This window comes from Arthrobacter sp. zg-Y916 (assembly GCF_020907385.1).
Lineage (GTDB): Bacteria > Actinomycetota > Actinomycetes > Actinomycetales > Micrococcaceae > Arthrobacter_B > Arthrobacter_B caoxuetaonis.
On sequence record NZ_JAJJOD010000001.1, the window covers coordinates 97,078 to 122,833 of the forward strand.

At 66.4% G+C, this 25,756-nt stretch carries 25 protein-coding genes and 1 pseudogene; 10 read left to right on the forward strand and 16 right to left on the reverse strand.

The window, feature by feature from the left end; translation table 11 throughout:
• Nucleotides 1–128 precede the first annotated feature (128 nt).
• Entirely contained in the window at nt 129–659 is a 531-nt protein-coding gene (locus LOC59_RS00425; protein ID WP_229970107.1) for a hypothetical protein, read from the forward strand.
• A 100-nt stretch (nt 660–759) separates the two neighbouring features.
• On the opposite strand, the gene LOC59_RS00430 is transcribed toward LOC59_RS00425, so the two are convergent.
• The 7 genes and pseudogenes from LOC59_RS00430 to LOC59_RS00460 all read right to left on the reverse strand — a co-directional run bounded on the left by LOC59_RS00430 (nt 760) and on the right by LOC59_RS00460 (nt 7,499).
• The gene (locus LOC59_RS00430) at nt 760–2,307 is read right to left on the reverse strand and encodes a DUF6297 family protein (RefSeq protein ID WP_229970110.1); all 1,548 of its coding nucleotides are present in this window, start codon (nt 2,305–2,307) and stop codon (nt 760–762) included.
• Between the two features lie 3 nt (nt 2,308–2,310).
• On the reverse strand, nt 2,311–2,997 hold the full coding sequence (locus LOC59_RS00435; protein WP_229970113.1) for an ABC transporter ATP-binding protein: 687 nt from the start codon (nt 2,995–2,997) through the stop codon (nt 2,311–2,313).
• A gap of 9 nt (nt 2,998–3,006) precedes the next feature.
• Nucleotides 3,007–3,588: a hypothetical protein gene (locus LOC59_RS00440; RefSeq protein ID WP_229970116.1), complete on the reverse strand. Its 582-nt coding sequence runs from the start codon at nt 3,586–3,588 to the stop codon at nt 3,007–3,009.
• Nucleotides 3,589–3,782: 194 nt separating this feature from the next.
• Complete coding sequence (locus LOC59_RS00445) at nt 3,783–4,652, reverse strand: hypothetical protein (protein ID WP_229970118.1); 870 nt, start codon at nt 4,650–4,652, stop codon at nt 3,783–3,785.
• Between the two features lie 332 nt (nt 4,653–4,984).
• Nucleotides 4,985–5,434 (reverse strand): annotated as a pseudogene (locus tag LOC59_RS00450) (helix-turn-helix transcriptional regulator); the annotation flags it as partial.
• A gap of 80 nt (nt 5,435–5,514) precedes the next feature.
• On the reverse strand, nt 5,515–6,423 hold the full coding sequence (locus LOC59_RS00455) for a lantibiotic dehydratase C-terminal domain-containing protein (protein WP_229970121.1): 909 nt from the start codon (nt 6,421–6,423) through the stop codon (nt 5,515–5,517).
• A 383-nt stretch (nt 6,424–6,806) separates the two neighbouring features.
• The gene (locus tag LOC59_RS00460; protein ID WP_229970123.1) at nt 6,807–7,499 is read right to left on the reverse strand and encodes a helix-turn-helix transcriptional regulator; all 693 of its coding nucleotides are present in this window, start codon (nt 7,497–7,499) and stop codon (nt 6,807–6,809) included.
• 70 nt (nt 7,500–7,569) lie between these two features.
• Between LOC59_RS00460 and LOC59_RS00465 the strand changes: the two genes are divergently transcribed.
• Nucleotides 7,570–8,283: an alpha/beta fold hydrolase gene (locus LOC59_RS00465; protein WP_229970126.1), complete on the forward strand. Its 714-nt coding sequence runs from the start codon at nt 7,570–7,572 to the stop codon at nt 8,281–8,283.
• Between the two features lie 9 nt (nt 8,284–8,292).
• On the opposite strand, the gene LOC59_RS00470 is transcribed toward LOC59_RS00465, so the two are convergent.
• The 3 genes from LOC59_RS00470 to cynS form a co-directional block, all read right to left on the reverse strand.
• Nucleotides 8,293–9,426 (reverse strand): baeRF2 domain-containing protein, encoded by a 1,134-nt coding sequence (locus LOC59_RS00470; RefSeq protein ID WP_227895950.1) that lies wholly within the window; start codon nt 9,424–9,426, stop codon nt 8,293–8,295.
• Nucleotides 9,427–9,668: 242 nt separating this feature from the next.
• Nucleotides 9,669–10,496, reverse strand: a complete 828-nt coding sequence (locus LOC59_RS00475) for a formate/nitrite transporter family protein (RefSeq protein WP_227916175.1) — start codon at nt 10,494–10,496, stop codon at nt 9,669–9,671.
• A 10-nt stretch (nt 10,497–10,506) separates the two neighbouring features.
• Nucleotides 10,507–10,959 carry a cyanase gene (cynS, locus tag LOC59_RS00480; RefSeq protein WP_227895948.1) on the reverse strand — a complete coding sequence of 151 codons (453 nt, stop codon included), beginning with the start codon at nt 10,957–10,959 and terminating at the stop codon, nt 10,507–10,509.
• A 218-nt stretch (nt 10,960–11,177) separates the two neighbouring features.
• Here cynS and LOC59_RS00485 point away from each other — a divergent pair, with 218 nt between their 5' ends.
• Both LOC59_RS00485 and LOC59_RS00490 read left to right on the forward strand, forming a co-directional pair.
• A complete protein-coding gene (locus tag LOC59_RS00485; protein WP_229970128.1) occupies nt 11,178–11,909 on the forward strand; it encodes a helix-turn-helix transcriptional regulator in 732 nt (243 codons plus the stop codon).
• Nucleotides 11,910–12,104: 195 nt separating this feature from the next.
• Nucleotides 12,105–12,872: an alpha/beta fold hydrolase gene (locus tag LOC59_RS00490; protein WP_229970131.1), complete on the forward strand. Its 768-nt coding sequence runs from the start codon at nt 12,105–12,107 to the stop codon at nt 12,870–12,872.
• 9 nt (nt 12,873–12,881) lie between these two features.
• On the opposite strand, the gene LOC59_RS00495 is transcribed toward LOC59_RS00490, so the two are convergent.
• The 4 genes from LOC59_RS00495 to LOC59_RS00510 all read right to left on the reverse strand — a co-directional run bounded on the left by LOC59_RS00495 (nt 12,882) and on the right by LOC59_RS00510 (nt 17,782).
• Nucleotides 12,882–13,520: a thymidylate kinase gene (locus LOC59_RS00495; protein ID WP_227896070.1), complete on the reverse strand. Its 639-nt coding sequence runs from the start codon at nt 13,518–13,520 to the stop codon at nt 12,882–12,884.
• 135 nt (nt 13,521–13,655) lie between these two features.
• Nucleotides 13,656–15,728: an iron ABC transporter permease gene (locus LOC59_RS00500; protein WP_229970834.1), complete on the reverse strand. Its 2,073-nt coding sequence runs from the start codon at nt 15,726–15,728 to the stop codon at nt 13,656–13,658.
• 50 nt (nt 15,729–15,778) lie between these two features.
• Nucleotides 15,779–16,840: an iron-siderophore ABC transporter substrate-binding protein gene (locus tag LOC59_RS00505; RefSeq protein WP_229970134.1), complete on the reverse strand. Its 1,062-nt coding sequence runs from the start codon at nt 16,838–16,840 to the stop codon at nt 15,779–15,781.
• A 39-nt stretch (nt 16,841–16,879) separates the two neighbouring features.
• Nucleotides 16,880–17,782 carry an ABC transporter ATP-binding protein gene (locus LOC59_RS00510; RefSeq protein ID WP_442860556.1) on the reverse strand — a complete coding sequence of 301 codons (903 nt, stop codon included), beginning with the start codon at nt 17,780–17,782 and terminating at the stop codon, nt 16,880–16,882.
• A gap of 221 nt (nt 17,783–18,003) precedes the next feature.
• On the opposite strand from LOC59_RS00510, the gene LOC59_RS00515 reads away from it, so the two are divergent.
• Nucleotides 18,004–18,573: a hypothetical protein gene (locus LOC59_RS00515; protein ID WP_227895938.1), complete on the forward strand. Its 570-nt coding sequence runs from the start codon at nt 18,004–18,006 to the stop codon at nt 18,571–18,573.
• 23 nt (nt 18,574–18,596) lie between these two features.
• On the opposite strand, the gene LOC59_RS00520 is transcribed toward LOC59_RS00515, so the two are convergent.
• Entirely contained in the window at nt 18,597–19,820 is a 1,224-nt protein-coding gene (locus LOC59_RS00520) for a polymer-forming cytoskeletal protein (protein ID WP_229970136.1), read from the reverse strand.
• Nucleotides 19,821–20,026: 206 nt separating this feature from the next.
• Here LOC59_RS00520 and LOC59_RS00525 point away from each other — a divergent pair, with 206 nt between their 5' ends.
• The 4 genes from LOC59_RS00525 (at nt 20,027) to LOC59_RS00540 (ending at nt 22,906) form a co-directional block, all read left to right on the forward strand.
• Complete coding sequence (locus tag LOC59_RS00525) at nt 20,027–20,725, forward strand: NADPH-dependent F420 reductase (RefSeq protein ID WP_229970139.1); 699 nt, start codon at nt 20,027–20,029, stop codon at nt 20,723–20,725.
• A gap of 34 nt (nt 20,726–20,759) precedes the next feature.
• Nucleotides 20,760–21,473 (forward strand): NADPH-dependent F420 reductase, encoded by a 714-nt coding sequence (locus tag LOC59_RS00530; protein ID WP_227895935.1) that lies wholly within the window; start codon nt 20,760–20,762, stop codon nt 21,471–21,473.
• 382 nt (nt 21,474–21,855) lie between these two features.
• Entirely contained in the window at nt 21,856–22,710 is an 855-nt protein-coding gene (locus LOC59_RS00535) for an aldo/keto reductase (protein ID WP_229970141.1), read from the forward strand.
• A gap of 4 nt (nt 22,711–22,714) precedes the next feature.
• Entirely contained in the window at nt 22,715–22,906 is a 192-nt protein-coding gene (locus LOC59_RS00540) for a hypothetical protein (RefSeq protein WP_227916812.1), read from the forward strand.
• Here LOC59_RS00540 and LOC59_RS00545 read toward each other — a convergent pair.
• Nucleotides 22,903–23,274 (reverse strand): winged helix-turn-helix transcriptional regulator, encoded by a 372-nt coding sequence (locus tag LOC59_RS00545; RefSeq protein ID WP_227916811.1) that lies wholly within the window; start codon nt 23,272–23,274, stop codon nt 22,903–22,905. The two genes, LOC59_RS00540 and LOC59_RS00545, sit on opposite strands and share 4 nt — an antisense overlap.
• A 64-nt stretch (nt 23,275–23,338) precedes the next feature.
• Here LOC59_RS00545 and LOC59_RS00550 point away from each other — a divergent pair, with 64 nt between their 5' ends.
• Nucleotides 23,339–25,654, forward strand: a complete 2,316-nt coding sequence (locus LOC59_RS00550; protein WP_229970143.1) for an LLM class flavin-dependent oxidoreductase — start codon at nt 23,339–23,341, stop codon at nt 25,652–25,654.
• Nucleotides 25,655–25,756: the final 102 nt, after the last annotated feature.

Consider the following 25,756-nt stretch of genomic DNA (forward strand, 5'->3'; position numbering starts at 1 on the left):
CGGATGCGTCTGTAACCGCGTCAAGTAAGGCCCCTGTATCACCGGACCCAGCTCAGCAAAAGGAGCAGGTCGAAGCTGCTACCGTGCCCACAACGTCCAGCCAATCCACCTATCGGACCGTCGACGGGATGTTCGAGTTCGACCACCCGTCCGACTGGTCAGTCGTCTCAGGTTCTGGTTCTAGCTCAGATGGAGCACCTCTCTCCCTTGTTGTCCAGGACGCTCAAGGACGAGAGATAGCCTCCCTAGCTGCGGGGTTCCCCGCCGCAAACGACTCGGTGGTCACCGGCCCCATTCAGCCAGTGCCGCTCGAATATCAGAAAATTCGAGAACAGCAGATTGCCACGATGTACGAGGGAACCGCAATAGCTTTCTATTACGGAACCCGGTTCAACCCCGTTCGGGATGAACTCGGGGCGGAAATGACCATTAACACCTTTAAGGCGGATTTTCCTATCTCGTCTTCACTGCCAGGCTTCCATATCGACTCAGCGACCGGGGCCGCTTTCACACGTTGGATCGGGCCTTCAGAGCATCTTCCCGACGTCGACCCGGTCCTAAGGGGTGAAGGAGGTGTTGAGCTGTACGAGGCATATCAGCGAACCGCTGAGTATCAGGCTGTCAAAGAGATGATGACTTCGCTCCGCCGGCTGATGTAGATGCTTTGGGCAGAATCGAATAATGCCATCGGTCATGTGCTTCAGCAGCAAGGAACGTGCCCCGCAATAATGAGGAACAGCCGTATTGCCGCCGCTCCCACTACTTCGGACTTGAGTACATCACCACAAGAACGCACACCGCCGAAAACCCAGCCTGCGCCAGCAGCAGCACCCCGGGCACGTATCCCAGGAACAGCCCGAGCAGCAGCGGAACCAGCGCCAGCAGTGTGGTGTCCACGCCGCGGACCATCGACCCGGCCTGCGCGCTGGGCATCGGGCCGAACGGGGTATCGATGGGAGGAGCTGTCCAGTCGGGCTGGACCCGGTAGGCGCCCCGCACAGCCGACGCACCAAACCCCACGCCAGCCAGAGCACCCAGGGCAATCAGCGCCGGGCTGCCGGCACCGAGCAGCACCAGCAGCGCACACAACACCGCAGTCCACAAGGCCAGCGCAGCAGCAGGCAACGCCATCCGGCTCAGCTTCACGACGGACACCGGCAGCGGCAGCAGCATGTCCAGGCCAGGCATGATCGCCGTCCGCCGGGCCACCGCACCCAGAGCAGGAACCGCCGCCAACACAGCCGCCGCAATCATCCCCAGCTGCACCAGCGGAGGCTGGGCACCGCCGGCCAGCAACACGACCAGGAACACCGCCAGCACCAGCACCGGACGGACCCAGAGGCCGCGGGTCCGCAGGAACGCCGCGGTATCGGCACGCAGCAGGGCACCAAACGGAGTCCGCCCGCCCCGCGCATACCAGCGCGCAGCACGGGCGGAGGCAACGCCGTCGGGCTCTGCCGACAGCGCCCGGCCCACCTCATTGAGATCCATCAGGTACACGGCGGCACCGGTGTGCCCGGACACCGCGCCGCCGCGGATCAGCTCCCGGGCCGGGATCCGATCCAGCCGGGCGAACACGACCAGGCCGAACGCTACGGTGACACCCAGGCTGCCGACCGCCAGCGCCCAGGACCCCGCGGCAACCCGCACCGTGACCAGGCTCAGGAGCGCCAGCACCAGCAGGCCGGGAAGGCTGCCGCGGCGCCGCTCAGCCGCCGACTGCGGAGCCGGCCGGGCCTGCTGCAACCCCGCGAGCAGCACGGCGCAGACAGCACCCACCCCAAACGTCGCAGCCGCCAGGACCTGTCCCCGAACACTGGTCTCCAGATCCATCACAAACCCGAACGGCAGATACAGCACGGTCGTGCCCGCCCACACCAGCAGCAGGCGCCGGACCAGCCCGCCGGCCACCATCGGCCGCCGCTCCAGCGGCAGGCTCAGCCACCAGTACCCTTCGGGTCCGCTGACCGCCGCGGGCCCCAGTTTCCGGGCGACCACCAGGATCGCTGCCAAAGCTGCGAACACTAGGACAGCCGCTGCCGCGCCGTCGGGCAGGGCGAACGACGGCGGCGCCACCAGGGTGCGCCCGGCCGCGTCCGTGTTCCAGGCCAGGGCCACCTGCTCGCGCAGGGCCAGGACGAGTCCCGCGGCCAGGGCTCCGATGGTTCCCGCGGTCAGCACGGCGGTGTAGACGTCGACGAAAACATCCCGGAGCCGGGTCCGGCCGCGGGAAAACGCCCGCGAAGCCTGCCGGGTGAAGCGGACAGGGTTGAAGGAAGGAGGTGCCTGGACGGCCTCGGCGGTCATGGGTCAGCGTCCGGCGATTTCCGCGGCGGCGCGCTCGGGCTCGATCTCCCGGACGTCGTCGTCGATCAGCAGGCACCGGTCCGCGGCGGCCAGCAGCAGCGCCGGATCGTGGGTGACCAGCAGAACCGTCCCGCCGTCGGCGGCATAGGCCTGGATGCGTTCCCCCACGCGTTCGCGCATGGCGGGGTCCAGGCGCTGCTCCGGTTCGTCGAGGATCAGCAGCGACGACGGGCGGATCAGGGCCGAAGCCAGCAACAGTCGGCGGCGCTGGCCGGAGGAAACGGAAGCGGGAACGGCGTCGGCCCTCTCCTGCAGGGCGAAGAACTCCAGTTCGGCGTCGACGGCGGCATCCGGGTCCGGGACCGAGTGGCCGCGGGCGACCAGCTGCAGGTGCTCGCGCAGGGAGAGGGAAGGGAAGAACGCGTCCTCATCGAATAGGGCGGCGACCTGCCTGCGGAACGGAATCGCGTCCTCATTGACCGGCAGCCCGTGGACCCGGACCTCGCCGTCGAGCATCTGCTGCTTCCCGGCGATGGTGCGCGCGGCCGTGGACTTCCCGGCACCGTTGAAGCCAACGACGCCGAGAATCTCGCCTCCGTCGGCGCGTGCCGTGATCGGCCCGCACACAGGCATGCCGCCGTAGCCTACGGACAAGTTGGCAATATCGAGCACGGCCCCCGGGAACGTCATGGGGTTAATCTAACCGGGCCAGGGATCGTTGCGAGCCGCCGCATCCGCAAGCGGCAAATTGACGGCATTCACCGGCATGGGCCAGCGCCCAGTGGCGCGGTGGAAATCAATGGCTTGCATCATAGGCGCCACATTAAAAGCATTGACGTTCAGACTGTATTTGACGCCATTGGCGAATCTGACCCACAGAAACGGCTGTCCTCGCATTCGCTGCATCCGGTAGTCGACAATGTCGCTGTAGGGGAGGACCTGTTCCGGTCCAAAGATCTTGCGGAAGGCAAGCTCATACTGGCGCGGTGCCACATAGACCTTCCGGTAGATCCACAGGAACATTAACCCGCCAAGGAATATGGCCACGGAACTGATGACCATCCCAATCTCCGGGTCTTCAATGGACAGGGTGGCCAAGCCCATCAGGAGCCCGGCGGCGATAAAGAGCCATCCGACAGTCGGCACCACCTTGGGCGGGCGGATTCGTTCCGGATGGTCCTTGGAGCGGTTGGGGTGTTTGCGCGCCCACCAGGAAATAAGGGCGATAAACACGGTCACGCCGGTCGTGATCGCGATCTGCAGGATCGTCCCTGTCGACATAACTTCCCCCATTACGTTTGCCCACGTAGCGTTTCCGCACCGATCCTGCCGAGAAATCTACCCCAAGCAGGATGTTGCTGGCTCGAACGGTGCCCGGCGGTCTAAGGCCTGGGCGCCTAGGGCAGTGTGGCCGCCAAGCGCGGCGGGCCCTCCACACCATGCGCAGGGCCCGCCGTCGTTCCTAAACAACCGGCTTAGCGGGGGCGAGAGCGCTCCTCACCGAGATACTTCGCTTCAATTTCCTTGCTCCAAGCACGTGCGTACAGGCCAAGGGCGCCCTGGTCCCGGCACGAAAAGCCCAGCAGGTTGAGTGCCAGCTGGCCCGCCCCCATGGCCAGCTGCGGCGCACTGCGGCTGATGCGATTTTTGTCTGCCCGGTACAGATACTCATCGATCGCCCGGACCCAGCGCTTCCGCCAAATATCCACTGCCGGCTCCGAGGCAACGGCGGCCATCACCCTGTGCGCAGGTGTAACGCGAGGCGCTACCTGGGCCATTGCCCTGCGCGCAGACTCAGTCGGCGATCCTAAAGAACCTGTGCAGGCGTGCAGATGGGTGTTCCAGTAGTAATCCCAACTGATGGTTCTGCGGTCGGGCCAAAGAGCGGAGCGCGGTCCCCGCATCATGGAATGTCCGGTGTCGAAGAGAAGCAGTGCGGCCAGCATGGAGCGCGTCTTGAGGCTGGGAAAACGGTTGATCGCCCACAGGGCCAGGTCTGAGGACACCTCGGAAACCTCCCCTGCCAGTTCCAAGCCCTTCGGTCCACCGAACCGCACAAGTGTCGCTTCAACCAGTTCAGGTACCGGTTCGCCCGGCTGCGGCGGATAAACGATGTTCGGGGAGCGGGACATCTCCACGACACCCAGGTTGGCAACATTCTCGTCCGCCAGTGCCTGCGCGAACTTCCATAGGCGCGTAGCGGCCTCGTCGTGTGCGGCCCTCAAATGCAGGAGCACCGACGGATGGTCTGATTCCAGGTTGCGTGTAAACCGTAACCGGCCCTCCTCCGCAGTCCGTTGGGCGGTCAGCGGGGCAACGATAAAGCGGACAATTTCATCGCCCACATCAGTGCGCTCAGGCTGTATGGTCAGAGCGGACCACAGGGTAGATGTGTCGGTGTGCTGCTGAGCAGTACGGGTAACTGTTCCTCGTTGAAGTGTTTTGGCTGGCATTCCGCGGCTCATATCATCCCCCACTAACGATGCTGTCTCGGTAGGTTGCAGTGTCGGCAAAAAGGTCGAGGTATGTGCCGTATCTGGCTAAATACATCCCTTTTGGGTCGGGGTGTCTTCTCCTGCGTGCGCGGTGCGGCTAACTTGCGCCACGCGCCGCGCCAGAGCTCCTGTTGTCCAATCCCGGTGCTGTAGACGAGCTCGGCTGGCGTCCCCCATTGAGCTACCGGCCGGGCGTTCACAGGAGGTTGGCCGACCTCCTGGATGGTATGGCCGGTGCAGGCTGTTTTGGTGACACTGGCCCGTTCGATGCGCGAGACGGTGAACCACCGCATCGCGTTGCGCAGCCTGCACCACACCACCAGATACCACTGGCCGCTGGCCGAGGCGAAGAGGACGGGCTCGACGTCGCGCGTAGTCGTTGCGCCGTCGTTGGCGGTGTAGCGGATGCGGACTACCCGCTGATCGGCCATCGCTTCCTCCAGTGCCGAGCGGATGGCGCGCGAGGAAGCAGGCGGGGCATTGACCCACACGCGGGAAGCCAGCTCATCGGCTCGGGCCCGGGTTCGGGGGTCCAGGACGTCCAGAATTTTTCGGACGCCGGCTGCCGCGAGGTCCGCGTAGGGAGCGTCCAACGCCGCAGAGACGGCGGCCATCAGGGCCACCGCCTGGGCGCCTAGGGCAGTGTGGCCGCCAAGCGCGGCGGGCCCTCCACACCATGCGCAGGGCCCGCCGTCGTTCCTAAACAACCGGCTTAGGGGGTGCGAGAGCGCTCCTCACCGAGATACTTCGCTTCAATTTCCTTGCTCCAAGCACGCGCGTAGAGGCCAAGGGCGCCCTGGTCCCGGGATGGGAAGCCCAGTCGGTTGAGTGTCAGATGGCCGGCCACCATGGCCAACTGTGGCGCACTGCGGCTGATGCGATTTTTGTCTGCCCGGTACAGATACTCATCGATCGCCCTGACCCAGCGCTTCCGCCAAATATCCACTGCCGGCTCCGAGGCAACGGCGGCCATCACCCTGTGGGTGGGCATAACCCGAGGTGCTATCTGGGCCATTGCCCGGCGGACAGACTCAGGCGACGATCCCAAAGAACCCGTGCAGGTGTGCAGATGAGTGTTCCAGTAGTAATCCCAGCTAATGGCTCTGCGATCGGGCCACAGAGCGGAACGCGGTCCCCGCATCATGGCATGGGCGGTGTCGAAGAGAAGCAGTGCGGCCAGCATCGAGCGCGTCTTGAGGCTGGGAAAGCGGTTGATTGCCCACAGCGTCAGGTCCGAGGATACACGGGTATTCTCCTGGAGCAGTTCCACGCCCTTCGGCCCGCCGAACCGCGCCAGGAACACTTCGGTGGCCAGGGCTATCGGGTCCCCCGGTGCTACCGGAAAGACGATGTTCGGGGAGCGCGATATGTTCACCTCGCCCAGCTTGTCAACGTTCTCGTCCGCCAGTGCCTGCGCTAACTTCGCTAGGCGCCCGACGCCGCTGTCTGTGGCATTCAGGTACAGGACCACTGACGGATGTCCCGAGTCCAGGTTGCGCGTAAATGCGAGCCGTCCATCCTCCGCGGCCCGCTGGGAAGTCAGCGGGGCGACAACGCGGCGGATAATCTCATCGCCCACATCATCACGTTTAGGTTCGATGGTCAGGACGGACCAAATCATAGTTTTGTCGGTGTGTTGCTGCACGGCACGGGTACGGGTTCCTTGATGAACTGTAGTAGTTGGCGTTCCGCGGCTCATATCATCCCCTATGACGTCAGTACGTGTGAGGACTACACAGTGTCGGTAAGAAGTGCGGGAAGACGTCATCTCACGAAAAGTCGCTCATTTGGGCGCTGAGGGGCTTTCACTGCGTCCGCAGTGCGGTTAGGTTGGTGCGAACCGCCGAACCGCCGAACCGCCGAACCGCCGATGCGCATTGCACCAGTGACAGTGCAGGAATCCTGAAGCGCCTGGTTCGAACGAAGCGCCGCGGGCTTAAGCCCGGCCATGGAGGGTGCTGCCGTCGAAGGCCTCGGCGCTTATGGGAGTGGAATCTATCCGGGCTACCGCCCGTGCACCGGCCGGGCGTTCGCCGGGGGCTCGCCGACCTCCTCAACGGTGTGCCCGGTGCATGCCATCGCGGTGACGCTTGCCCGTTCGATGCGGGACACCGTGAACCACCGGATTCCGTCCCGCAGCCTGCACCATCCCACCAAATACCACTGGCCGCTGGTGGAGGCGAAGAGGATGGGCTCGACGTCGCGCGTAGTCATTGCGCCGTCCTTGGCGGTGTAGCGGATGCGGGCCACCCGCTGCTCGGCCATTGCTTCCTCCAGGGCGGACCGGATGGCCCGCGAGGAAGTAGGCGGGGTGTTGACCCACACGCGGGAAGCCAGTTCATCGGCCCGTGCCCGGGTTCGGGGGTCCAGGACGTCCAGGATTTTTCGGACGCCGGCTGCCGCGAGGTCAGCGTAGGGCGCGTCCGACGCCGCAGAGACAGCGGCCATGAGCGCCACCGCCTGGGCAGGGGAGAGGCTGACCGGCGGCAGGGAGCCGCCGCTCGCCAAGCCGTATCCGCCGCCGGGCCCCGGGCGGGACCAGATGGGTGTGCCGCTGTTCTCCAGTGCGTCGAGGTCCCGTTTGACGGTGCGTACGGAGACACCGAATTCCCGCGCCATGCGCTCGGCGGAACAGCCCCTGTTTCCGCTGCGGCGCAGCATCTCGGAGAGGGCGTGAAGGCGTTCGGTCCGCTTCACGGACGTTCCCTGAAATTCATGACATAAATAGTGACATACACCTGCCCATTCGAGGGGTGAAGGTTGGAACATGAACACTACGAAGAGCCCCATCGTCCTGATCGCCGGCCACTGGCTGGGCGCCTGGGCCTGGGACGAAGTCCTTGAATACCTCGCCGCCGGGAACGCTCGGGCGACAGCGCTGACCCTGCCCGGCCTCGACCCGGAAGATTCCGCCCGCACAGCCCGGACTCTCGATGAGCAGGCAGCGGCGATTACCGACGTCGTCACCCGCCTCGGTGAGCCGGTGACACTCGTGGCGCACAGCGGCGCCAACTTCCCTGTCAGCTTGGTCCTCGACCGGCACCCCGAGCTGATCCACCGGATGGCGTGGGTCGACTCCGGGCCTGTGGGGCCGGGAAGCGTCTTCCTGCCCGGCTTCCCGGAAGATGCGGCTGAGCTGCCGCTGCCGGCCTTCGATGATCTGGGACAGCAGGCGAGCCTCGAGGGACTGAGCGATGAGATCCTTGACCGGTTCCGAAATCGGGCCGTTCCGGAGCCCGGCCCCGTGCTGCGCCAGCCCCTCGAACTGGAAAACGATGCCCGCCGCCAGGTCCCCACCACACTGGTGTGCTGCTCGATTCCGGGCGCGCAGATGATGGAACTGGCCCGCTCGGGGCACCCCATGTTCGCCGAAACCGCGGAGCTCACGGACGTGGAGATCCTCGACCTCCCCACCGGGCACTGGCCCATGTGGAGCCGGCCGCGTGACCTGGCGGAAGTCATTGCCGCGGCGGCCAGCTGAGGCGACCCGTCAGCTCCTCGGTGCCTCAGGGCCGGTGGGCCAGCGCAGCAGGGCAGCAGCGTCCACGCCGTGGGGGAGGACGCCGTCGGGCACCAGCAGAAGACTGGCATCGGTCAGGGCAGCCGCACGGACCAACGCTGCCGGTGCAGGGACCTGGCCCAAAACCTCAGCACCGAGGGACTGCTCCGGGGCGCTGGCCACCCAGGGTTCGGCTCCGAGGGCCAGCAAATGGTGGTCGGCCAGCGCGGTGTCATTGAGGATCATGAGCTCCACCTGGGCCTGCTGCAGGGCATTCAGCACCCCGCCGAAGCCGGTGACGGACTCCGGGTTGGCCTGCCCCTGCTGCTGGGCCAGACGATCCATGATCTGTTCCTGCTCTGCAGCCCACAGCAGGGCAATGCGTTCCTGGACTTTGTCCTCGAAACTCCTGCGGCCGGCTCCGGACACAGGAATGTGGGAATCGACCATGCTGACCAGTGGCTTGTGGGATTCGGAGAGCTGGTCCCGTACGAATCCCCGCGCCCGGACATCACCGGCAAGCACGATCAGCCTGGCTCCGCTGCTGTCAGCAATCCGGTCGATCTCCTCGGCGACCTGATCCGCGTTGCGCCGCCAGATCTGCTCGGTCTGCCGCTGGAATTTGTCCTGTGACCAGCCGCCGGCGGGGAGCTTGGTGATGTCCTCTTTCTCCCCCTCCACATCTTCGACGGAGGACTCTTCGCGGCCGACAAAGTGCAGGCGGATCTCGGCGTCCTCCCGGGAGACTTCCGCAACAATGTAGGGCAGTTCCTCGGGGCGGTGCTTGAGCAGCGGCAGTAGATCGGGAACCGGGTCCACAGAGACCCGCTCCGGCAGCACCAGCGGTCCGGGCAGGACTTCGTTCAGGGCCACCGTGCCCTGCTGGACGAGGAGGTAGCGCGACACAGGGGAAGGAAATCCGTCGGCGGGAAGTACCGCGGTTTCCGCGGCTTCCTGGTCCTCCGGCGGTGCGCCCTGTTTGGCCAGTGCCCTCCTGACATCGCCCGGACGGACCTCGGCGGCTTCCAGACTGTCCACACTCCCCGCGGAAGCGTCTATGTAGGCGACACACCAGGGGCCCCTGCGCCGGTAAAGGTCAGCAAATTCGTGGAGTTTCCGGGTCATGACGATCTCCTTCCGCAAGGCCTGCGGCCCCACAGCGAATCAATCCGTGCCCCACGCTAGCACCGGCGTCGGCGGCATTTATAGGTGCGGCAGAGCTGCTGCCCACCTTGCCGCGGACTCTCTCCGGGCGTCTCTACGGCTGGCTGCAACCTGCCTAGTCCCTGCTGCTGCCGATAACGCGGGCCGGCACCCGGGATCTATCTCCCGGACGCCGGCCCGCCGCCGTCGTCGTATCTGCGAACCTAAACCTTCACCTTCGCCGCAAACTGCCGGCCCGGCGCGGTCCGGGCATGTGTTCCGTAGATCATCAGGCCGACGAACGTCAGGCCGCCCACCAGGTTGCCAAGCACCGTCGGGATCTCGTTCCAGATCAGGTAATCCATCAGCGTGAACTCGCCGCCGAGCATCAGGCCGATGGGGAACAGGAACATGTTCACCACGGAGTGCTCAAAGCCCATGTAGAAGAAGAGCATGATCGGCATCCACATGGCGATCACCTTGCCGGGCAGGCTGTCGGACATCATGGCGCCGACGACGCCGGTGGAGACCATCCAGTTGCACAGCACCCCGCGGACAAACAAGGTGAGCATGCCCGCTGCGCCGTGCTCCGCGTAGCCCACGGTCCGTCCTTCACCGAGGTGCCCGATCGCCTGGCCCACCTCGCTCACCTCGGACGAGAACCCGTAGGTCCAGACGATGGCCATCAGCAGCGCAGTGGTCAGCGCACCGGCAAAGTTGCCGACGAACACCAGCCCCCAGTTCCGCAGCATCGAGTTCAGGGTGACGCCGGGCCGCTTGTCCAGCCAGGCCAGCGGCACCAGGGTGAACACGCCGGTCAGCAGGTCGAAGCCCATCAGGTACAGCATGCAGAAACCCACGGGGAACAGGAGCGCGCCGAGCAGCGGCGACCCGGTCTGCGTGCTGACCGTGACGGCAAACGCCGCCGCCAGCGCCAGAATGGCACCGGCCATGTAACTGCGGATCAGGGTGTCCCTAGTGGACAGCATCACCTTGGAGTGCCCGGCGTCGATCATCCGGACCGCGAAGTCCTTTGGAATCACATAACTCATCGCCGGCCCCCTACCACTGGTACTTCAGGAACTTGCCGTCGATGATCACGCGGACGCGGTCGCCGTCGGGATCTTCGCGCCGGGTCAGTTCGACGTTGCAGTTGATGGCACTCATGATGCCGTCGCCGAATTCCTCGTGGATGGCTTCCTTCAGCGCCGGCCCGTACACGGCGAGAAGCTCGTAGAAGCGGTAAATCGTGGGGTCATCCTTCAGCGAGTCCCCGGCAATCCGGTACGGCTGCTCCTGCAGTGCCAGCACGGTGTCCTCGTCCAGGTCCAGCAGTTCGCCCGCCTTCTCGGCCAGTTCGGCCGGCACCGGATGCGAACCGAGCAGCGCGGCGATGGTCCACAGCAGCGGACGGTCAAGCTGCTCGGCAATCTCAGCCCAGGAAGAATCCGAACGGGCGACGGCGCTGCGCACGTTGAGCGTGGCCTGGTCTCGTGTCGCGTTCCAATTAGTCATTTGTGTCTCCTCCTGAGTTGCTTTCCGGCACTTGCCGCAGCATCAACGTAGAAGGCAGACGAACACGCCACCCAGGCTTTTTGCGAAGACCAGTCAGCAAAAAACGCAGCGAGCCCACCGTTTTACCTGCCCGAAACAACCAGGCAACGGACCCGCCTTCCAGGGTTCGTACGGTGTTGAAGTGGGGGCCGTGTGAGAACCGAAGGAAAGGGCAGGAAATGGATCTGCTGACACAGGTGGTCCGTGAGGCGCCGGTTCCGCTGTGGGTCATCGACTCACAGGGCCTCGTGTCCCTGGCGAACAAGGCAGCCATCCGGTTCCTCGGCTACAAGGCGGAGGACGACGTCGTCGGCGGACCCAGCCATGACCTGCTGCACTGCCGCCGCCCGGACGGAACCCCGTACCCCGAACACGAATGCCCGATTGTCGGATCCGGCGGTACCGCCCCGGCGTCGGAGTGGTTCGTGACCCGTGCCGGCGACGCGCGGCCGGTGCAGTGGACCACCCGGAGCATCGGGCCAGGCCTGGGCACGCTCCTGAGCTTCAGTCCCCAGCCGCGGACCCAAAAGCAGATCGTGCGCGAGCTGCGCAGCCGCGGGCCGGCGCCTCGGACCCCCGCCGTGCAGGTACGTGCCGAACTGCGCGGGTCCATGCTCCGCACCATCGAAGCCAGGTTCACGGATCCGGAATTCACGACGGCGGAGCTCGCCGCCGCCGCGCACCTTTCGGTCCGTTCGGTGCAGGCTCTGTTCGCTGAGGCGGGGACGTCGCCCGCCGCGGAGATCCGCAGGGTCCGGCTGGAGCACGCCCGCACCCTGCTGGAACAGGGCCATGCCGTGCAGGCCGCGTGCCTGGCTTCCGGGTTCCTGGATCCGGGCACCTTCGGCCGGGCCTTCCGGCAGCGGTTCGGCTGCGCGCCCAGTCAGGTGCCGGCGTCGTTGGCCGTGTGAGTACGGAGCGCTATTCCAGGCGTTCTGCCTGTCCCCCCCCGGCCTGTCCGGTCACTGCTGGTTCAGTGCAGGGGCATTCGTCCGCAACCGCGAAAGGCCCGGGCCCTGGACGTAACCGTCACAATGGTAGGAGCCGATGCCGGGAGCCTTCGTCCCTGATCATCGCAGCCAACAATCACCCCACGGCAGGACCACATGACATATCACCGGATCAACGGCGTCGACCTTTACTCCGAAGTCGTCGGTGAGGGGCGGCCCATCCTGTTCCTGCACGGCGGATTCTGCTCGCTGGAGGCGCTGCGGGAGCAGGCCGATGCCCTGGCCGCCGAGCGGACGGTGTACGCGTTCGAGCGTCCCGGCCACGGCAGGTCAGCGGACATCGACGGCGGCTACAACTACGAGCGCGGCCTCGCGGACACGCTGGCCTACCTTGATGCGGAGGGCCTCGAGCCGGTCGACGTGCTCGGCTACAGCGACGGCGCGATCCTCGGCCTGCTGCTGGCCCTGCACCATCCGGAGCGGGTCCGGTCCCTGATCGCCATCAGCGGGAACCTGGACCCCTCGGCGTTCAATACCAACGACGACGCCGGCGGGTTGCCGGTTCTGGGCCCGCCCGTCCACGCGGCGCCCAAGGACCCGGACAAGCCGGACCTCGAGCGGCTGGCCTATGAGCGGCTGTCTCCGGACGGTCCAGCCCATGCCGATGCCGTGATGGCGAAGCTCTTCCGGCTCTGGACCACTGAACCGCATATTGACCCGGCAGAGCTGGCTGCGATCAAAGCCCCCACCCTGATCGTGTCCGGGGACCGGGACACCATTCGCCCGGACCACAGCCTGCTCATCGCGTCATCGATTCCGGGCGCGCAGCTGTGCATCGTTCCGGGAGCCACGCACGGCCTGCTCGCCGAGCGCCCCGCACTGATCAGCGCCGTCGTCCGGGAGTTCCTGCAGCAGGTTCCGTAATCCGCTCTCTCACGCCCGCCGGCCGCTTGAGTGGAGGGGAACCCGATGGCTCACGAGGGTGATGATGTCCGCTAGCTGGAGGAGAGTGCCTTCGCGGGAACCGCTCGCGTCAACTGTTCTAAAACCCGGATAACAAGGCAGCTCCCTGTAGCCGGCCTGGAAATTCTGGAGACCTTTGATGGTCTCCTGGTCCTCGCCCCGCAATCTGATCCGCTCGTAGGCTTGTTCAACCGGGATATCGAAGTACACCACCGCATGGGCCTGCGGCAGGATGCCCGCCAGGGTCATCAGCGCAGTTCCCCGGCGTATTCCACGCGCCTTCCGCAAGGCCACCTGGCAATAAAGGTGGCGATCCATGATGACCAGCCCGTCAAAGCGCGAGGCCCGCACATGATTGATCAGAACGTTGAACACCCTGACGGCCGTTTCCATGGCATCTGCGATCCGGCCAGGGACCCGTATCCGGTGACGCAGGGCCCAGCCGGCGATGGTTTTCCTTCCGGAATAGTTGCCCAGAACCAGCACCGGTCTGGATGGAAACAGATCCTTGAGGGCCCCGGCGGCCGTTGACTTGCCGGAACCGTCAATGCCCAGCAGCACCACAATGGTGTTCCGTCTCAAGCAGACGGGTTCCAGACCGGTATCCATCACGCTCGAAGGGGTGCCTCGGCGGACGGTCCAGCGGGCAGGTAGTAGGAGTTCATTTTCACGACACTAATCGGTGAAGATGAGCGCCAGCAGGGAGCCTTAAAGGCACCGCCGATGGATCCTGCGGATTTGCCGTTACCCCCGCGACCGCCGCAGCAGCCACACAAAGTACGGCGCACCAATCAGGGCGATCATCAGCCCGGCCGGAATCTGCGCCGGAGCAATCAGCGTGCGGCCCAGCGTGTCAGCAACGGAGACCAGCAGCGCACCGAGCAGCATGGACAGCGGAATCAGCCGCGAGTGCCGGGCCCCGGCAATAAACCGCGCCAGATGCGGAGCCACCAGCCCCACAAACCCGACGGCACCGATCGCCACCACGCTCAGCGAAGCCAGCACCGCGGCAGCAGCGAGCAGCAGCAGCCGGGACCGCTCCAGCCGGACGCCCAGGATCCGCGGGGTGTCGTCGTCGACCGCCAGCAGATCCAGCCGGCGCCGCAGCGCGAACACCAGCGGCATGGCCAGCAGCAGCGCCACCGCCACCGGCACGACGTCGGGCACCGTCCGCCCGTAAGTGGTGCCGGAGAGCCAGGTGAGGATGCGCGGAGTGTTCCACGGGTCGGCCCGCAGCAGCAGGAAGGTGGTCAGTGCGCTGAGGCCGTAACCGCAGCCGATGCCCACCAGCACAAAACGGTCCGGCAGCAGCCCGCCGCGCCAGGCCAGCAGGGCGATCAGCCCGAACGTGGCCAGGCCCATCAGCACCGCCATGGTGATCAGCACCGGGCGTCCGCCGCCAATGTTCGAGGTCACCACCGTGACCGCGCCCAGTCCGGCGCCGGCGGTGATGCCGAGGATTCCGGGTTCGGCCAGCGGGTTGCGGACGGTTCCCTGCACCACGCAGCCGGCCAGGCCCAGGGCCGCGCCGGCCAGCACTGCGGCGGCAACCCGGGGGAACCGGTCATCCAGTGCCCGGCCAATCAAGTCCGGTGCCGAACCGTTCAGCCACAGGGCCAGGTCCCCGGTGCGCAGCCACAGGCTCCCGGCCAGCAGGCCCAGCAGCACGGTGCCCGCCAACAGCAGGCCGGAAACGGCGACGGCAGCCAGGAACCGGCGCCGGGTCCGGACACCGAGCCGGCCCTGCGGCGGCATGGCAATCGGCCCGGAATCCCGCATCCGCATCGCCAGGACCACAATCAGCACGGCACCGAGCAGTGCCGTGGGGACACCGGTGGGAATCGAACTGGCGCCCTCGGCGCCGAGGAGTCCGCGCAGCCCTGCGTCGGCGAGCAGGATCAGCAGTGCACCCAGCAAGCCGGAAACGGGCAGCAGGAAAAGGTGGCGGCCCAGCACCGGTGCGCGGCCGGCCAGAAGCCGCGCCAGTACGGGAGCGCCGAGCCCCACAAAGGCAATGGGCCCGGCGAGCGTCACGGAAATGCTGGTCAGCAGCACCGCGCAGAGCACGGCGAGGACACGGGTGGAGGCGACCGGCACACCCAGGGAGGACGCAGTATCGTCGCCGAGTTTCAGGACATCGAGCCGGCGGCACAGCAGCAGCGCCACGCACAGCATCGCAATAATCACCGGCGCAGCCCGGACGGAGGCGTCCAGGTTCAGCTGGGCGAGCGATCCGCTGCCCCAGGCGAACAGGCCGGTGGTGTTCTCCTTGAACAGGATGAGCAGCATCGCGGTGCCGGCGTCGAGCGCCATGGCAATCGCGGAACCGGCCAGGATCAGGCGCGTGGTGCCGGAACTCACGGAGCGGCCGGCCAGGCCCAGCACGACGGCGGCGGCCAGCACCCCGCCCGCAAAGGCAACCGTGCCCGAGGCCCAGAGCGGCACGGACAGGCCGAAGGCCGCGACGGCGGTCAGCGCGAAGTAGGAACCGGCGGTGACGGCGAGGGTGTCCGGGGAGGCCAGCGCGTTTCGGGTTACCGACTGCAGCAGCGCCCCGGCCACGCCGAGGGCAAAGCCCACTGCAACTCCGGCGAACAGGCGCGGCAGCCGTGAGCCGACCAGTACGTCGGCAATGGGAACGCCGCCCACGGTTTCCTCGGCGCCGCCGAAGAGCCGCCACAGGTCCGCCAGTCCGGCGCCGGAGGTCCCCTGGGTCAGGTGCCAGGCACCGGTGAAGACGACGGCGAGCAGCAGTGCCGCCAGAATGGCCAGGCCGCCGGCGGGGTGCTGGAGGAAGTTATGCAGGGGCAGCCGCAGGCCCGGGCGGGCCTGCGGCTGCGTTACGTCCCGCGTGTGGAGCGGTGCGTTCACTCCGCCAGCATGGCGTCAACGTAGGCGTCGATGGCCTGCTGGTTGGACAGCGGGCCGCCGGCGCCCCAGACGCCTGCGGGGAAGGCGTAGGCGCGGCCTTCCTTCACGGCCGGCAGGGAGGTCCAGATGGGGTTCTTCTCGAGTTCGGCAACGTAGCCGCCCACTTCCTCGTCGTTGGAGTGGAAGAGGTTCGCGCTGCCAACTGCGGTGAGTCCTTCAATGTCAGTCTGGCCCAGGCCGTAGGCCGGGTCCACGCCGCCGTTGCCGTACCGGGAGTCAATCTCGTCGGTCCAGGCGGAGGTCATGCCGAGTTCTTCGCCGAGGGCAGTGAAGAGGGCGCCCTGGCCGTAGGGGCGGATGGTGACGTTGCCGCCTTCGATCCAGCCGTCGAAGAAGAGGAAGTCAGTGGTGGCGAGGTCGGCTGCCTGGACCTTTTCCTTGGCATCGGCCAGGTGCTTGTCAAAGGTATCCAGGACCTGCTCGGCGCGTTCGGTGCGTCCGGTGGCTTCGGCGATCATCGAGAAGACGCTCTTCATGTTCCCGATCGGGTCCGCGCTGTTGGCTCCGAGGGTGGCGAGGACCGGCACGCCGCGTTCTTCGAGCTGGGCAATGATCTCGTCGTCGGCGCTGAACGCCTCCACGATGATCAGGTCCGGATCCGCCGCGTACAGGGTGTCCAGATCCGGTTCGCCGCGGGTTCCGATGTCCGCGACGCCTTCCTCCGGGAGGGTCTCGGCGCTGACATACGTGCCGTAGCCCTCGGCGTCGGAAACGGCCACCGGCGTGACGCACAGCGTCAGCGCGTCCTCGATCTGCTGCCACTCCAGCACAGCGATGCGCTCGGCCGGCTTTTCCAGCTCCACCGTCCGCCCGACGCCGTCGGTCAGTGAGACCGGGCCGGTTGCCGTGGCGGTGGTGTCGGCTGCGCAGGCTTCAGACGTAGCGGCGGTGGCGGCGTTTGCCGGTTCCTCCACGTCGGTGGTGCCGCAGGCGGACAGGGTGAGTGCGGCTGCAGCAAGCATGGAAGCTGCTGCGGCCAGCGGGCGGACTCGGGTCATGGAAGTGCCTCTCGGGTGGGGTTCAGGATGAAACGGTGTTCAGGATGAAATGTGGGCGGTGGACCGGCGCCGGACGGTGTGCCGGCCCAGCGGGTCGATGCGGATGCGCCGGGTTTCCGGCTCCACCGTGACCTGGACCTGGAGGCCGTAGACCTCGGAGATGTTCTGTTCGGTGAGCACCTGGTGCGGGTCGCCGGCGGCGTGGATCCTGCCGGCGGACATCAGCACCAGCGAGTCGGCCACGCGGGCGGCGTGATCGAGGTCGTGCAGCACAATGCCGACGGCGGTGCCGCTGTCCGCAAGGTCGCGCACCAGGTCGAGGATCTCGATTTGGTATCGCAGGTCCAGGTGGTTGGTGGGTTCGTCCAGGAGTACGACGCCGGTGTCCTGGGCCAGGCAGGCGGCCAGCCAGACGCGCTGGACTTCCCCGCCGGAGAGTTCGCTGACAGAGCGGCCGGCCATCGAGCCAACGCCCGTGACGGCCATGGCGCGGTTGATGATCCGGTGGTCCTCGGCGTTGAGCCCGGCAAAGCGGTGCCGGTAAGGGTGCCGGCCAAAAGCCACGACCTCCCGGACGCTCAGTCCCTGCGGGGCGGGCCGGGACTGGGAAAAGAGGGTCACCTCGCGGGCGAAGTCGCGGGAGCTGAGCGCTGATGCGGCACGTTCGCCGCCGGTTCCGCGGAGGAGGATTTCGCCCGAGTCCGGACGGTGCAGCCGCGCCATGGAGCGCAGCAGGGTGGATTTACCGCTGCCGTTGGGGCCCACCAGGGCCGTGACCTGGCCGGGCTGGAAGGTCAGGGAAACCCCGTCCACCACAGTGTCCTTGCCGTAGCGCAGGATCATCTGCTCTCCGGTGAGGGAGGTCGACGGCGCCGCCGCCGGCTGCTGCACCGAATCCCGGGTGCCGGTCCGCTCCGGACGCGGGGTGTTTTTCCGGGACATGGCAAACCTCAGGGCAGAAGGAAGGAAGGACGATCGTTGCAGGCGGTGCGCGGCCGGGCCGCTGGAACCCCCGCAAGGGTGGTTGGTAAGGCTTGCCTTGCCTAAGCAACAATAGAAGCTGGGTCGGATGGGCGCAATCTGCGTCTGCCTGCACGTCATACAGCGTCCATAATCGGCCTGACCTGCACTAACGGACCTAATCGACAGAGCGAGAGCGCACCATGAGCACCACCCCGGCACCGGCCGAACACCTTGAACAGACTCCCGTCCCAGATGCGGACCGCACCGTGACCGTCTGGGAGGACGGCGTGCAGCTGGACTTCACGTTTGCTGACTGCATGCGGTACCACGGCCCGGGCTTTCCGGGAGGAGTGGCCCACGCCTTCGCCGTCCTCGGCCGTGCCCTGCCGGAACTGGCAGCCCGCGCCGGCGGCCGCGTCGAACGCCGGCAGATCCGCATCCGCACTGCCTTCCCCGGACCCGGCGGCCGGGATGCGATCGAACTGGTCACCCGGGCCGTGACGGGGGAGCGCTTCGAAGTGGTGCCGGAACTGGCCCGGCCCGAACGCGGCAATACCCTGGCCCGCTATGTCTTCGAGATCAGCGCCGGGAACGCAACGGTCACCTGCGTGCTGCGCGACGACGGCATTGTTGCTGACGAGTTCATTGAGCTGGGCGCGAAGCCGGACAAGACCGAAGCTGAGCTGGCTCACCTGGAAGTGCTGAAGGCCGAGATGCGGGACCGGATCCTGGAACGCGATCCCGCCATGGTTTACGACCTGGAGGGCTAGGGCTGGCTGCCCCCGGCCGCGTATTACTGCACCGGGGGCGGCGGCTGCACCGGGGGCGGCGGCTGCACCGGGGGCGGCGGGGGCTGTCCGCCGTCGTACCCGGGCCCGTTTTCCGGACCCGAGCCCGGCCCGTAGGCATCCCGCGACGGTGCGCTTACCCGGCGCCACGGCCGCCGGTCGTAGATCGCCAGGAGCTGTGCACCCAGGCCAAAGAACACCATGGCCAGCCAGACCAGAATGTTCAGCCACGGAATATGCAGCGCGACGATGAGGATCACTCCGCCGACGAGCGCCTTAACCACGGGATGCTGGTTGCCGCGGAACAGCAGCCGGCCAATGTAGTAGGCGCCGAACACGAAGGTTGCGAGCGTCAGCGTAATCCAGACCAGCAGGATTGCCAGCGCAAGGGGCGCGCCGACGAACGTGAACAGCAGAAGCAGGACTGCAAACGGGACGACGATCGAGGCCACGAAGCCTACAAGCAGCGCCTTCCAGGGGTGCGGCACAAGACGGTCGGTGACGTGGTGCAGCAAACGGGGGAAAAGCCATCCCGCGAGGACGGTGATGAGGCTCAACGCAACCAGAGCGTAGAGCAGGCCAAGCAACCAGCCGACGAACAGTTCTCCCTGCGTTGGCTCGTCGGATTCCTGCGGAGTGATGCGCTCCACGGTGCCGCTGACCGCGCCGTCGGCGATGCTGGCGTCGTCGTTGGAGGTGTAGGTGAGATTGCCTCCAACCGTCCCGTCGATGGTGAGGTCTCCAACACCAACCTGCACATCTCGGCCCACCGCGCCGGCTATGTCGATGTCACCCGCGGCACCCACAAGATCATCTCCGAGGGAACCGCTGTCGGTAATATCCACCGTCGAAGCGAAGATGGTGCCGCTGCGCGAAATCTCCCCGCTGATGGTCACATCCTGCCCGGCGAGACGTACGTTACCGTCAACATTTCCGGTGATGTCGATCGTCTGGCCGGCTGCGATGATGTCGCCCGTGACGTTTCCGGAGATGGTGATCCTCTGGGCGGACACGTACACGTCCCCGGATACGTCATCCCGGACATCGACGGCCAATCCGCTGTAGAACTGTGGACCTGACCCGTCGTTCTCCCCATATGGTGCAGCCGGCAGCGACTGCGGGGCCGAAGCCGGGGAGGAAGCGAATGCGCCCGTCCCTGCGGCCAGGACCAGGAGAATGGCGGCCAGGACTATGGAGAACGCCCGCCGTGGAGTTGGAGGAAGTCTCATTGCGTTGCCTTTCAGGTATCTGCATATGAACGCATCTGCGACGCTTCTGATCCTGACTACGGCGAGGTCCGTCTATCTGTCAGGAAGCACAGCTGGCCCTGCGCTCATGGTCACCCCGCTGGCGGGTGCTGTAAAGACGGGAGGACTAATACTTTGGCGTGCCTTGCTGCGGGAATGACCCCGGGAAAGGCTGCGTTACCGATGTCATGACCCTTCATCCGGCCACAGAGTCCCTGCTGCCCACGGTCGACCCCGCTCCGGAAACCCTCCACGTTGCCGTGATCGGCGCGGGCAAGGCGGGCACTGCCGTTGCCCGTTCACTGCTCGACGCCGGCTACCGGGTTTCCGTCTCCGCCTCCGGCGATCCCGCCCGGCTGGAGCTGATGATCGACTTCGTGACCCCGGGTGCCGAGCCGAAATGGACGCACGACGCCGTCGCGGAAGCAGACCTGGTGATCCTTGCGCTGCCGCTGCACCGGCTGCACACCATTGATCCTGCCCTGCTGGCCGGCCGCGTGGTGGTGGACACCATGAACTACTGGCCGCCGGTGGACGGCCAAATCCCGGCGTTCCGAGCGGGGGACCGGCCGTCTTCCGAGGTGGTGCAGGACATGTTCCCCGGTGCCGCCGTCGTGAAGACCTTCAGCCACACCGGCTACCACCACCTGGAACCGGACCGCCGTCCGGCCGGGCACCCGGAGCGGCGGGGCCTTGCCGTAGCCGGGAACCAGCCTGGCGCCGTCGCTCTGGTCTCCGCGTTGGTGGACCGCATAGGCTACGACCCTGTCTGCGTGGACTCCCTGGCCGGCACCGGGTTCCTGCAGCCGGGCGGACCCGCGTTCGGCGCCCGGCTGACTGCCGCGCAGCTGAGCGAACTTGCCGGCGCCGCGGCTTCCGCCGCCTGAGACCACACAGCACAACCACCGAAGGGATGCACTCATGGCGACACTGGGAATCATCGGAAGCGGACACATTGGATCTGCCGTCGCTCGGCTTGCGGTTGCGGCGGACATGAACGTGGTCATCGCCAACTCGCGCGGGCCCGAGACACTCACGGACCTGGTTGCCGAGCTCGGCCCGCTGGCCCGGGCCGGGACGGTGGAGGAGGCAGCCAACGCGGGCGACGCCGTCGTGCTCGCCATTCCGCTCAAGGCGGTGAAGGACCTTCCGGAGGGACTCCTGAAAGACAAGATTGTCCTGGACAGCAGCAACTACTACCCCTTCCGCGACGGCAGCATCGACGGACTCCTTGACAACTCCGTCACCACCAGCGAGCTGATGCAGCGGCTCACCGGTGCCCGCACCGTGAAGGTTTTCAACAACATCCTGGCCGCGCAGATCCCTGCCCTGGCCCGCCCCAGCGGTGCTGCGGACCGCTCCGCCCTGCCGATCGCCGGTGACGATGAGCAGGCCAAGACTGAGGCCGCCCGGATCATCGACCAGCTGGGCTTCGATACCGTCGACGCCGGGACCCTGGCTGACAGCTGGCGGTTCGAGCCCGAGACCACTGCCTACGGCCGCCTGTACTTCGAGGACCCAAACGTCCCCGACGAAAAGATGGCCGACGCCGCGCCCGGTGCCACACCGGTGGAACAGCTGAAAGCAGCGCTCGACGGCGCCGCCCGGGTGAACGTGGCTGAGCGGCGGTTCTAGTCGGGCGCGGTTTCGGCGGGCAGCACTTGGATTCTCCTTCAGCGGTACCAGCAGCCGGGGGCCGATCCCGGAACTTAATCTTTTGGGGAGCTGACGTCGTTTAGCGGGTCCCATAACGGCGTTAACTGCACAAAGGATTTGCTGTGAGGGCTCATAACGGCGTTATCTCCCCACTGGTTTACAAAGGGACCCGTTCCGACGGACATCCGTCGGCCGCGGGGCCAGGAGGGGGCAACCTCTTTAGGTGTGAGGGCATACGCTGCGTCGTGGCCGTCCTTGATACCCGGTTCCAGTGGACGACTTTCCGCGCGCCATTTCGCTGGCCACAGCGCAGCGGGACGATGGCGGAGACGAATGATTCGATCCCGTAAGGAGCAGGACGATGATCCTGGACGAGACTTTCACCCTGGCCAACGGGCTGCCGATCCCCAAACTGGGGTTCGGTACCTGGTTCATCGAAGACGGCAGCGCCGCCCAGGCTGTGGGGGAAGCCATCAGCATTGGCTACCGCAACATCGACACCGCCCAGGCCTACGGCAACGAGCGCGGCGTCGGCGAGGGCGTACGGTCCAGCGGAGTGCCCAGGGAGGACCTCTTTGTCTCCAGCAAACTCGCCGCAGAAATCAAGGACTATTCCGGTGCGGTGGCCGCTATCGACGGCTCGCTGGAAACAATGGGCCTGGACTATCTGGACCTGATGCTCATCCACAGCCCGCAACCCTGGAATGACTGGCGCGGCGGCTCCTACGCGGAAGGCAACCGGGAAGCCTGGCGTGCCCTTGAGGAAGCGCACGACGCGGGCAAGCTCCGGTCCATCGGCGTCTCCAACTTCGAACAGGCGGACCTGGAGAACATCCTGGACGCCTGCACCGTGGCGCCGTCGGTCAACCAGATCCTGCTCCACGTCGGCAACACCCCGACTGAACTGCTGGATTTCTGTACCGATACCAACCTGTTGGTGGAGGCCTATTCACCCATCGCGCACGGGGAGATCCTGCGAAACGAGGAAGTGGCCGCGATCGCTGTGCGGTATTCGGTTTCCGTTGCGCAGCTGTGCATCCGCTACGCCGTCCAGCTGGGAACCGTTCCGCTACCGAAGACCACCAACCCGGACCACATGCGGACCAACGCGGACGTGGACTTCACCATTTCAGCTGAAGACATGGACGCCCTGTACGGCATGCGGGTGACCGACTACGGCAAGTCCGGCAAGTTCCCTGTGTTCAGCGGGAAGTAGCCCGGTGCTGGCCGTGGGCGGCTTCGGCGGCCCCTTCACTGCGGAGACGCTGGGGAACGTCGCGGAGGGACCAGTGGAATCGGTGCCGCTCGACGGCGTCCCCGCTGACATCGGCCGGAACCCGGTGGACCAGGCGCAGGTGCACGCGTCCGAGGACCCGGGCATCGCCCTCGTCCTGGCGATATCCGGAGTCTAGGAGGCAGCCGTTTCCTCTCCCGAAGCCTCTTCCCAGCGGCGCGAGTACTGGCCTATTGGCTGCAGGGCCCGCAGCAGATCGATGCCGCGGCCCGTGAGGTGATAGCGGATGCTGACCGGCACGGTGGGTTCAACGATGCGCTCCACGAGTCCGTAGCCCTCAAGTTCACGGAGCCGGAGGGTGAGCATCCGCGCGGACAATCCCTGGACCCGGTTCTGGATCTCCGTAAACCGCTCGGCGCCCGTGCCCACGGCCAGCAGGATGCCGCCCACCCAGCGCCGCCCAACAATCTCCATGACAGTGGTTAGCCGCATGCATTGCTCATCATCGATGCGGAACGGCGGGGCTGGCTTATTTTTTGAAGTCACTTACGAAAAGTAAGTCGCTTATGCGGTGGTTGTCAACGGTTCGGGGTGAGCAGATGCTGAAGGCATGCCTGATTACCTGCATCCGCTGCGTTTCGGCAGCTTCATCACCCCGCTGGCGTCCGCGCCGCAGTTTCCAGTCGACCTGGCCCTGCTCAGCGAGGAGCTGGGACTGGACCTGGTCACCTTCCAGGACCACCCCTACCAGCCGCAGTTCCTGGACACCTGGACCCTGCTGTCCTGGGTCGCCGCCAGAACCTCGCGCATCCATGTCTCGGGGAACGTGCTGAATCTGCCGCTGCGGCAGCCAGCGGTGCTGGCCCGCTCCTTGGCAAGCCTTGACCGGCTCAGCGGCGGACGGGTGGAACTTGGCCTCGGCGCCGGCGCCTACCTCGAACCCATGGCAGCAATGGGAGCGCCGCAGCTGACCGCGGGGAATGCAGTCTCCGGACTGGAGGAGGCGCTGGATATCATCCGGGGAATCTGGGACTCCGAAAACCCGGAACGTTTACGCGTGGACGGCCAGTTCCACCGGGTGGACGGTGCGAAGCGGGGGCCGGCACCGGCGCATAACATCCCGATCTGGCTGGGAGCGCAGAAGCCCAGGATGCAGCGAATCATCGGCCGGAAGGGCGACGGTTGGCTGCCGAGCCTGCCCTGGCTGAAACCCGGCGACGTCGACCGCGGCAACCAGGTCATCGACGAATCCGCCCGCAAGGCAGGGCGGGACCCGCGGCAGATTACCCGCTTGCTGAACGTGACACCGCAGTCCTCCGCGGAAGACCTGGCAGAACTGGCAACCGGGCACGGCATGAGCGTGTTCATTCTCGCCTCCGATGACCCGGAGGAGCTGCGGCGGTTTGCCGAAACCACCGCGCCCCGGGTCCGTGACAGGGTGGCGCAGACGCGGATAGCCCGGGCCCGTGCCGGCAGCCCAGCTCCGGGGGAGATCTCGAATACGGTGCCGGGTTCCACTCTTGTTGAACCGGTACCGGCTCGGACGTTCCAGGGTGAGTCGATCCCGGAAGCACTGGCTGCCCGGACACTGCTGCCGGGTGATCCGGGATACGCCCGCTATACGTCCAGCTACTTTCGCGGTGCCAGGCCCGGCGTCGTCGTCCGTCCCGAGAATCCAGCCGAGGTGCAGGACGCGGTGCGCTTCGCCGCCCGCCACCGGGATGTTCCGTTCGGAATCTTCAGTGCCGGGCACGGGCTCTCAGGCAGGTCGCTGAACACCGGCGGAATCGTGCTGGCGCTCGATGCGCTGAATTCCATCACCGTCCGTGACGGCAACCGGGTCCAGGTGGGGCCGGGCGCTCGCTGGGGCGAAGTGGCAAAGGCACTGGCCCCCCGGGGACTGGCGGTCACCTCCGGGGACTACGGCGGAGTCGGTGTCGGAGGTCTTGCCACAACGGCCGGGTTCGGCTGGTTCGCCCGCGAACGCGGCCTGACCATCGACTACCTGCGCTCCGTGGACGTTGTCACCGCAGACGGGGCCCTGGTGCACGCCAGCGCGGAGGAAAACAGTGATCTGTTCTGGGCTGTGCGCGGCGCGGGCGCGAACTTTGGCGCCGTCGTCTCCTTTGAGTTCGAGGCCCACCCGGTAGCCGCTCAGGTGGGTTTCGCGATGCTCGTGTTTACTCCCGATGACGTCGCGGCGTTCCTGGAGGGGTGGGGGAGCACGATTGAGGCAGCGGATCCCATTGTCACCGGATCACTGATGGTGGGGCTCGCCGGGGCCGGCAGGCCGTCAGCGGTCCAGGCTGTGATCGTGGTGGATTCCAGCGATCCGGACGCCGTACTTGAGCAGCTGCAGCCTTTCACCGGGCTGGCGCCGCTGGCCGATCAGCTGGTTCAGATGGTGCCTTACGCGGCCTTGATGGAGGTGCCGCTGACAGGCGAGGGGCAGTCCGGCAGAGGCGAGCCGCACGGCCATTCCGGCCTGGTCCGCCACCTGGACGCCGATGTGACGCGTGGCCTGGCGGGAATCATGGCCGCTGACCGGCCCTTCTTCCTCAGCGTCCGTTCGGCCGGGGGAGCGGTGGGCAGTTATCCGGCCGACTCGACGGCCTTCGGATGGCGGGAAGCCAACTTCCTGATCTCCCTGTTGGGAGGCCGGTCCGACGACGTGCAGCAGCTCTGGCGCAACCTCCTTCCCCTGATGGAAGGCATGTACCTTAGTTTCGAAACGGACACCGGGCCCGACGTCGTGGCCCGCGCTTTCCCGCCCGGTCACCTGCGCAGGCTGCAGGCGCTGAAGGCGGCCTGGGATCCGTCCGGGCTGTTCCGCGACAACTTCTTCATTGCCCCTGAACCGCAGCCGGCGGGCTCAAGTACCGGGCCCGGATCGGTCACGGCCGGCTCCACCTCGCGGGGGGTGTGATCTTGCCGCGCTGACGGAATATCTGCGGCCGGGCTGCGGGTTGTTGCTGGGTGTACGAACGTCGGGACAACCCCTGCCCTGATGCGATCGAGAGAAAGCACC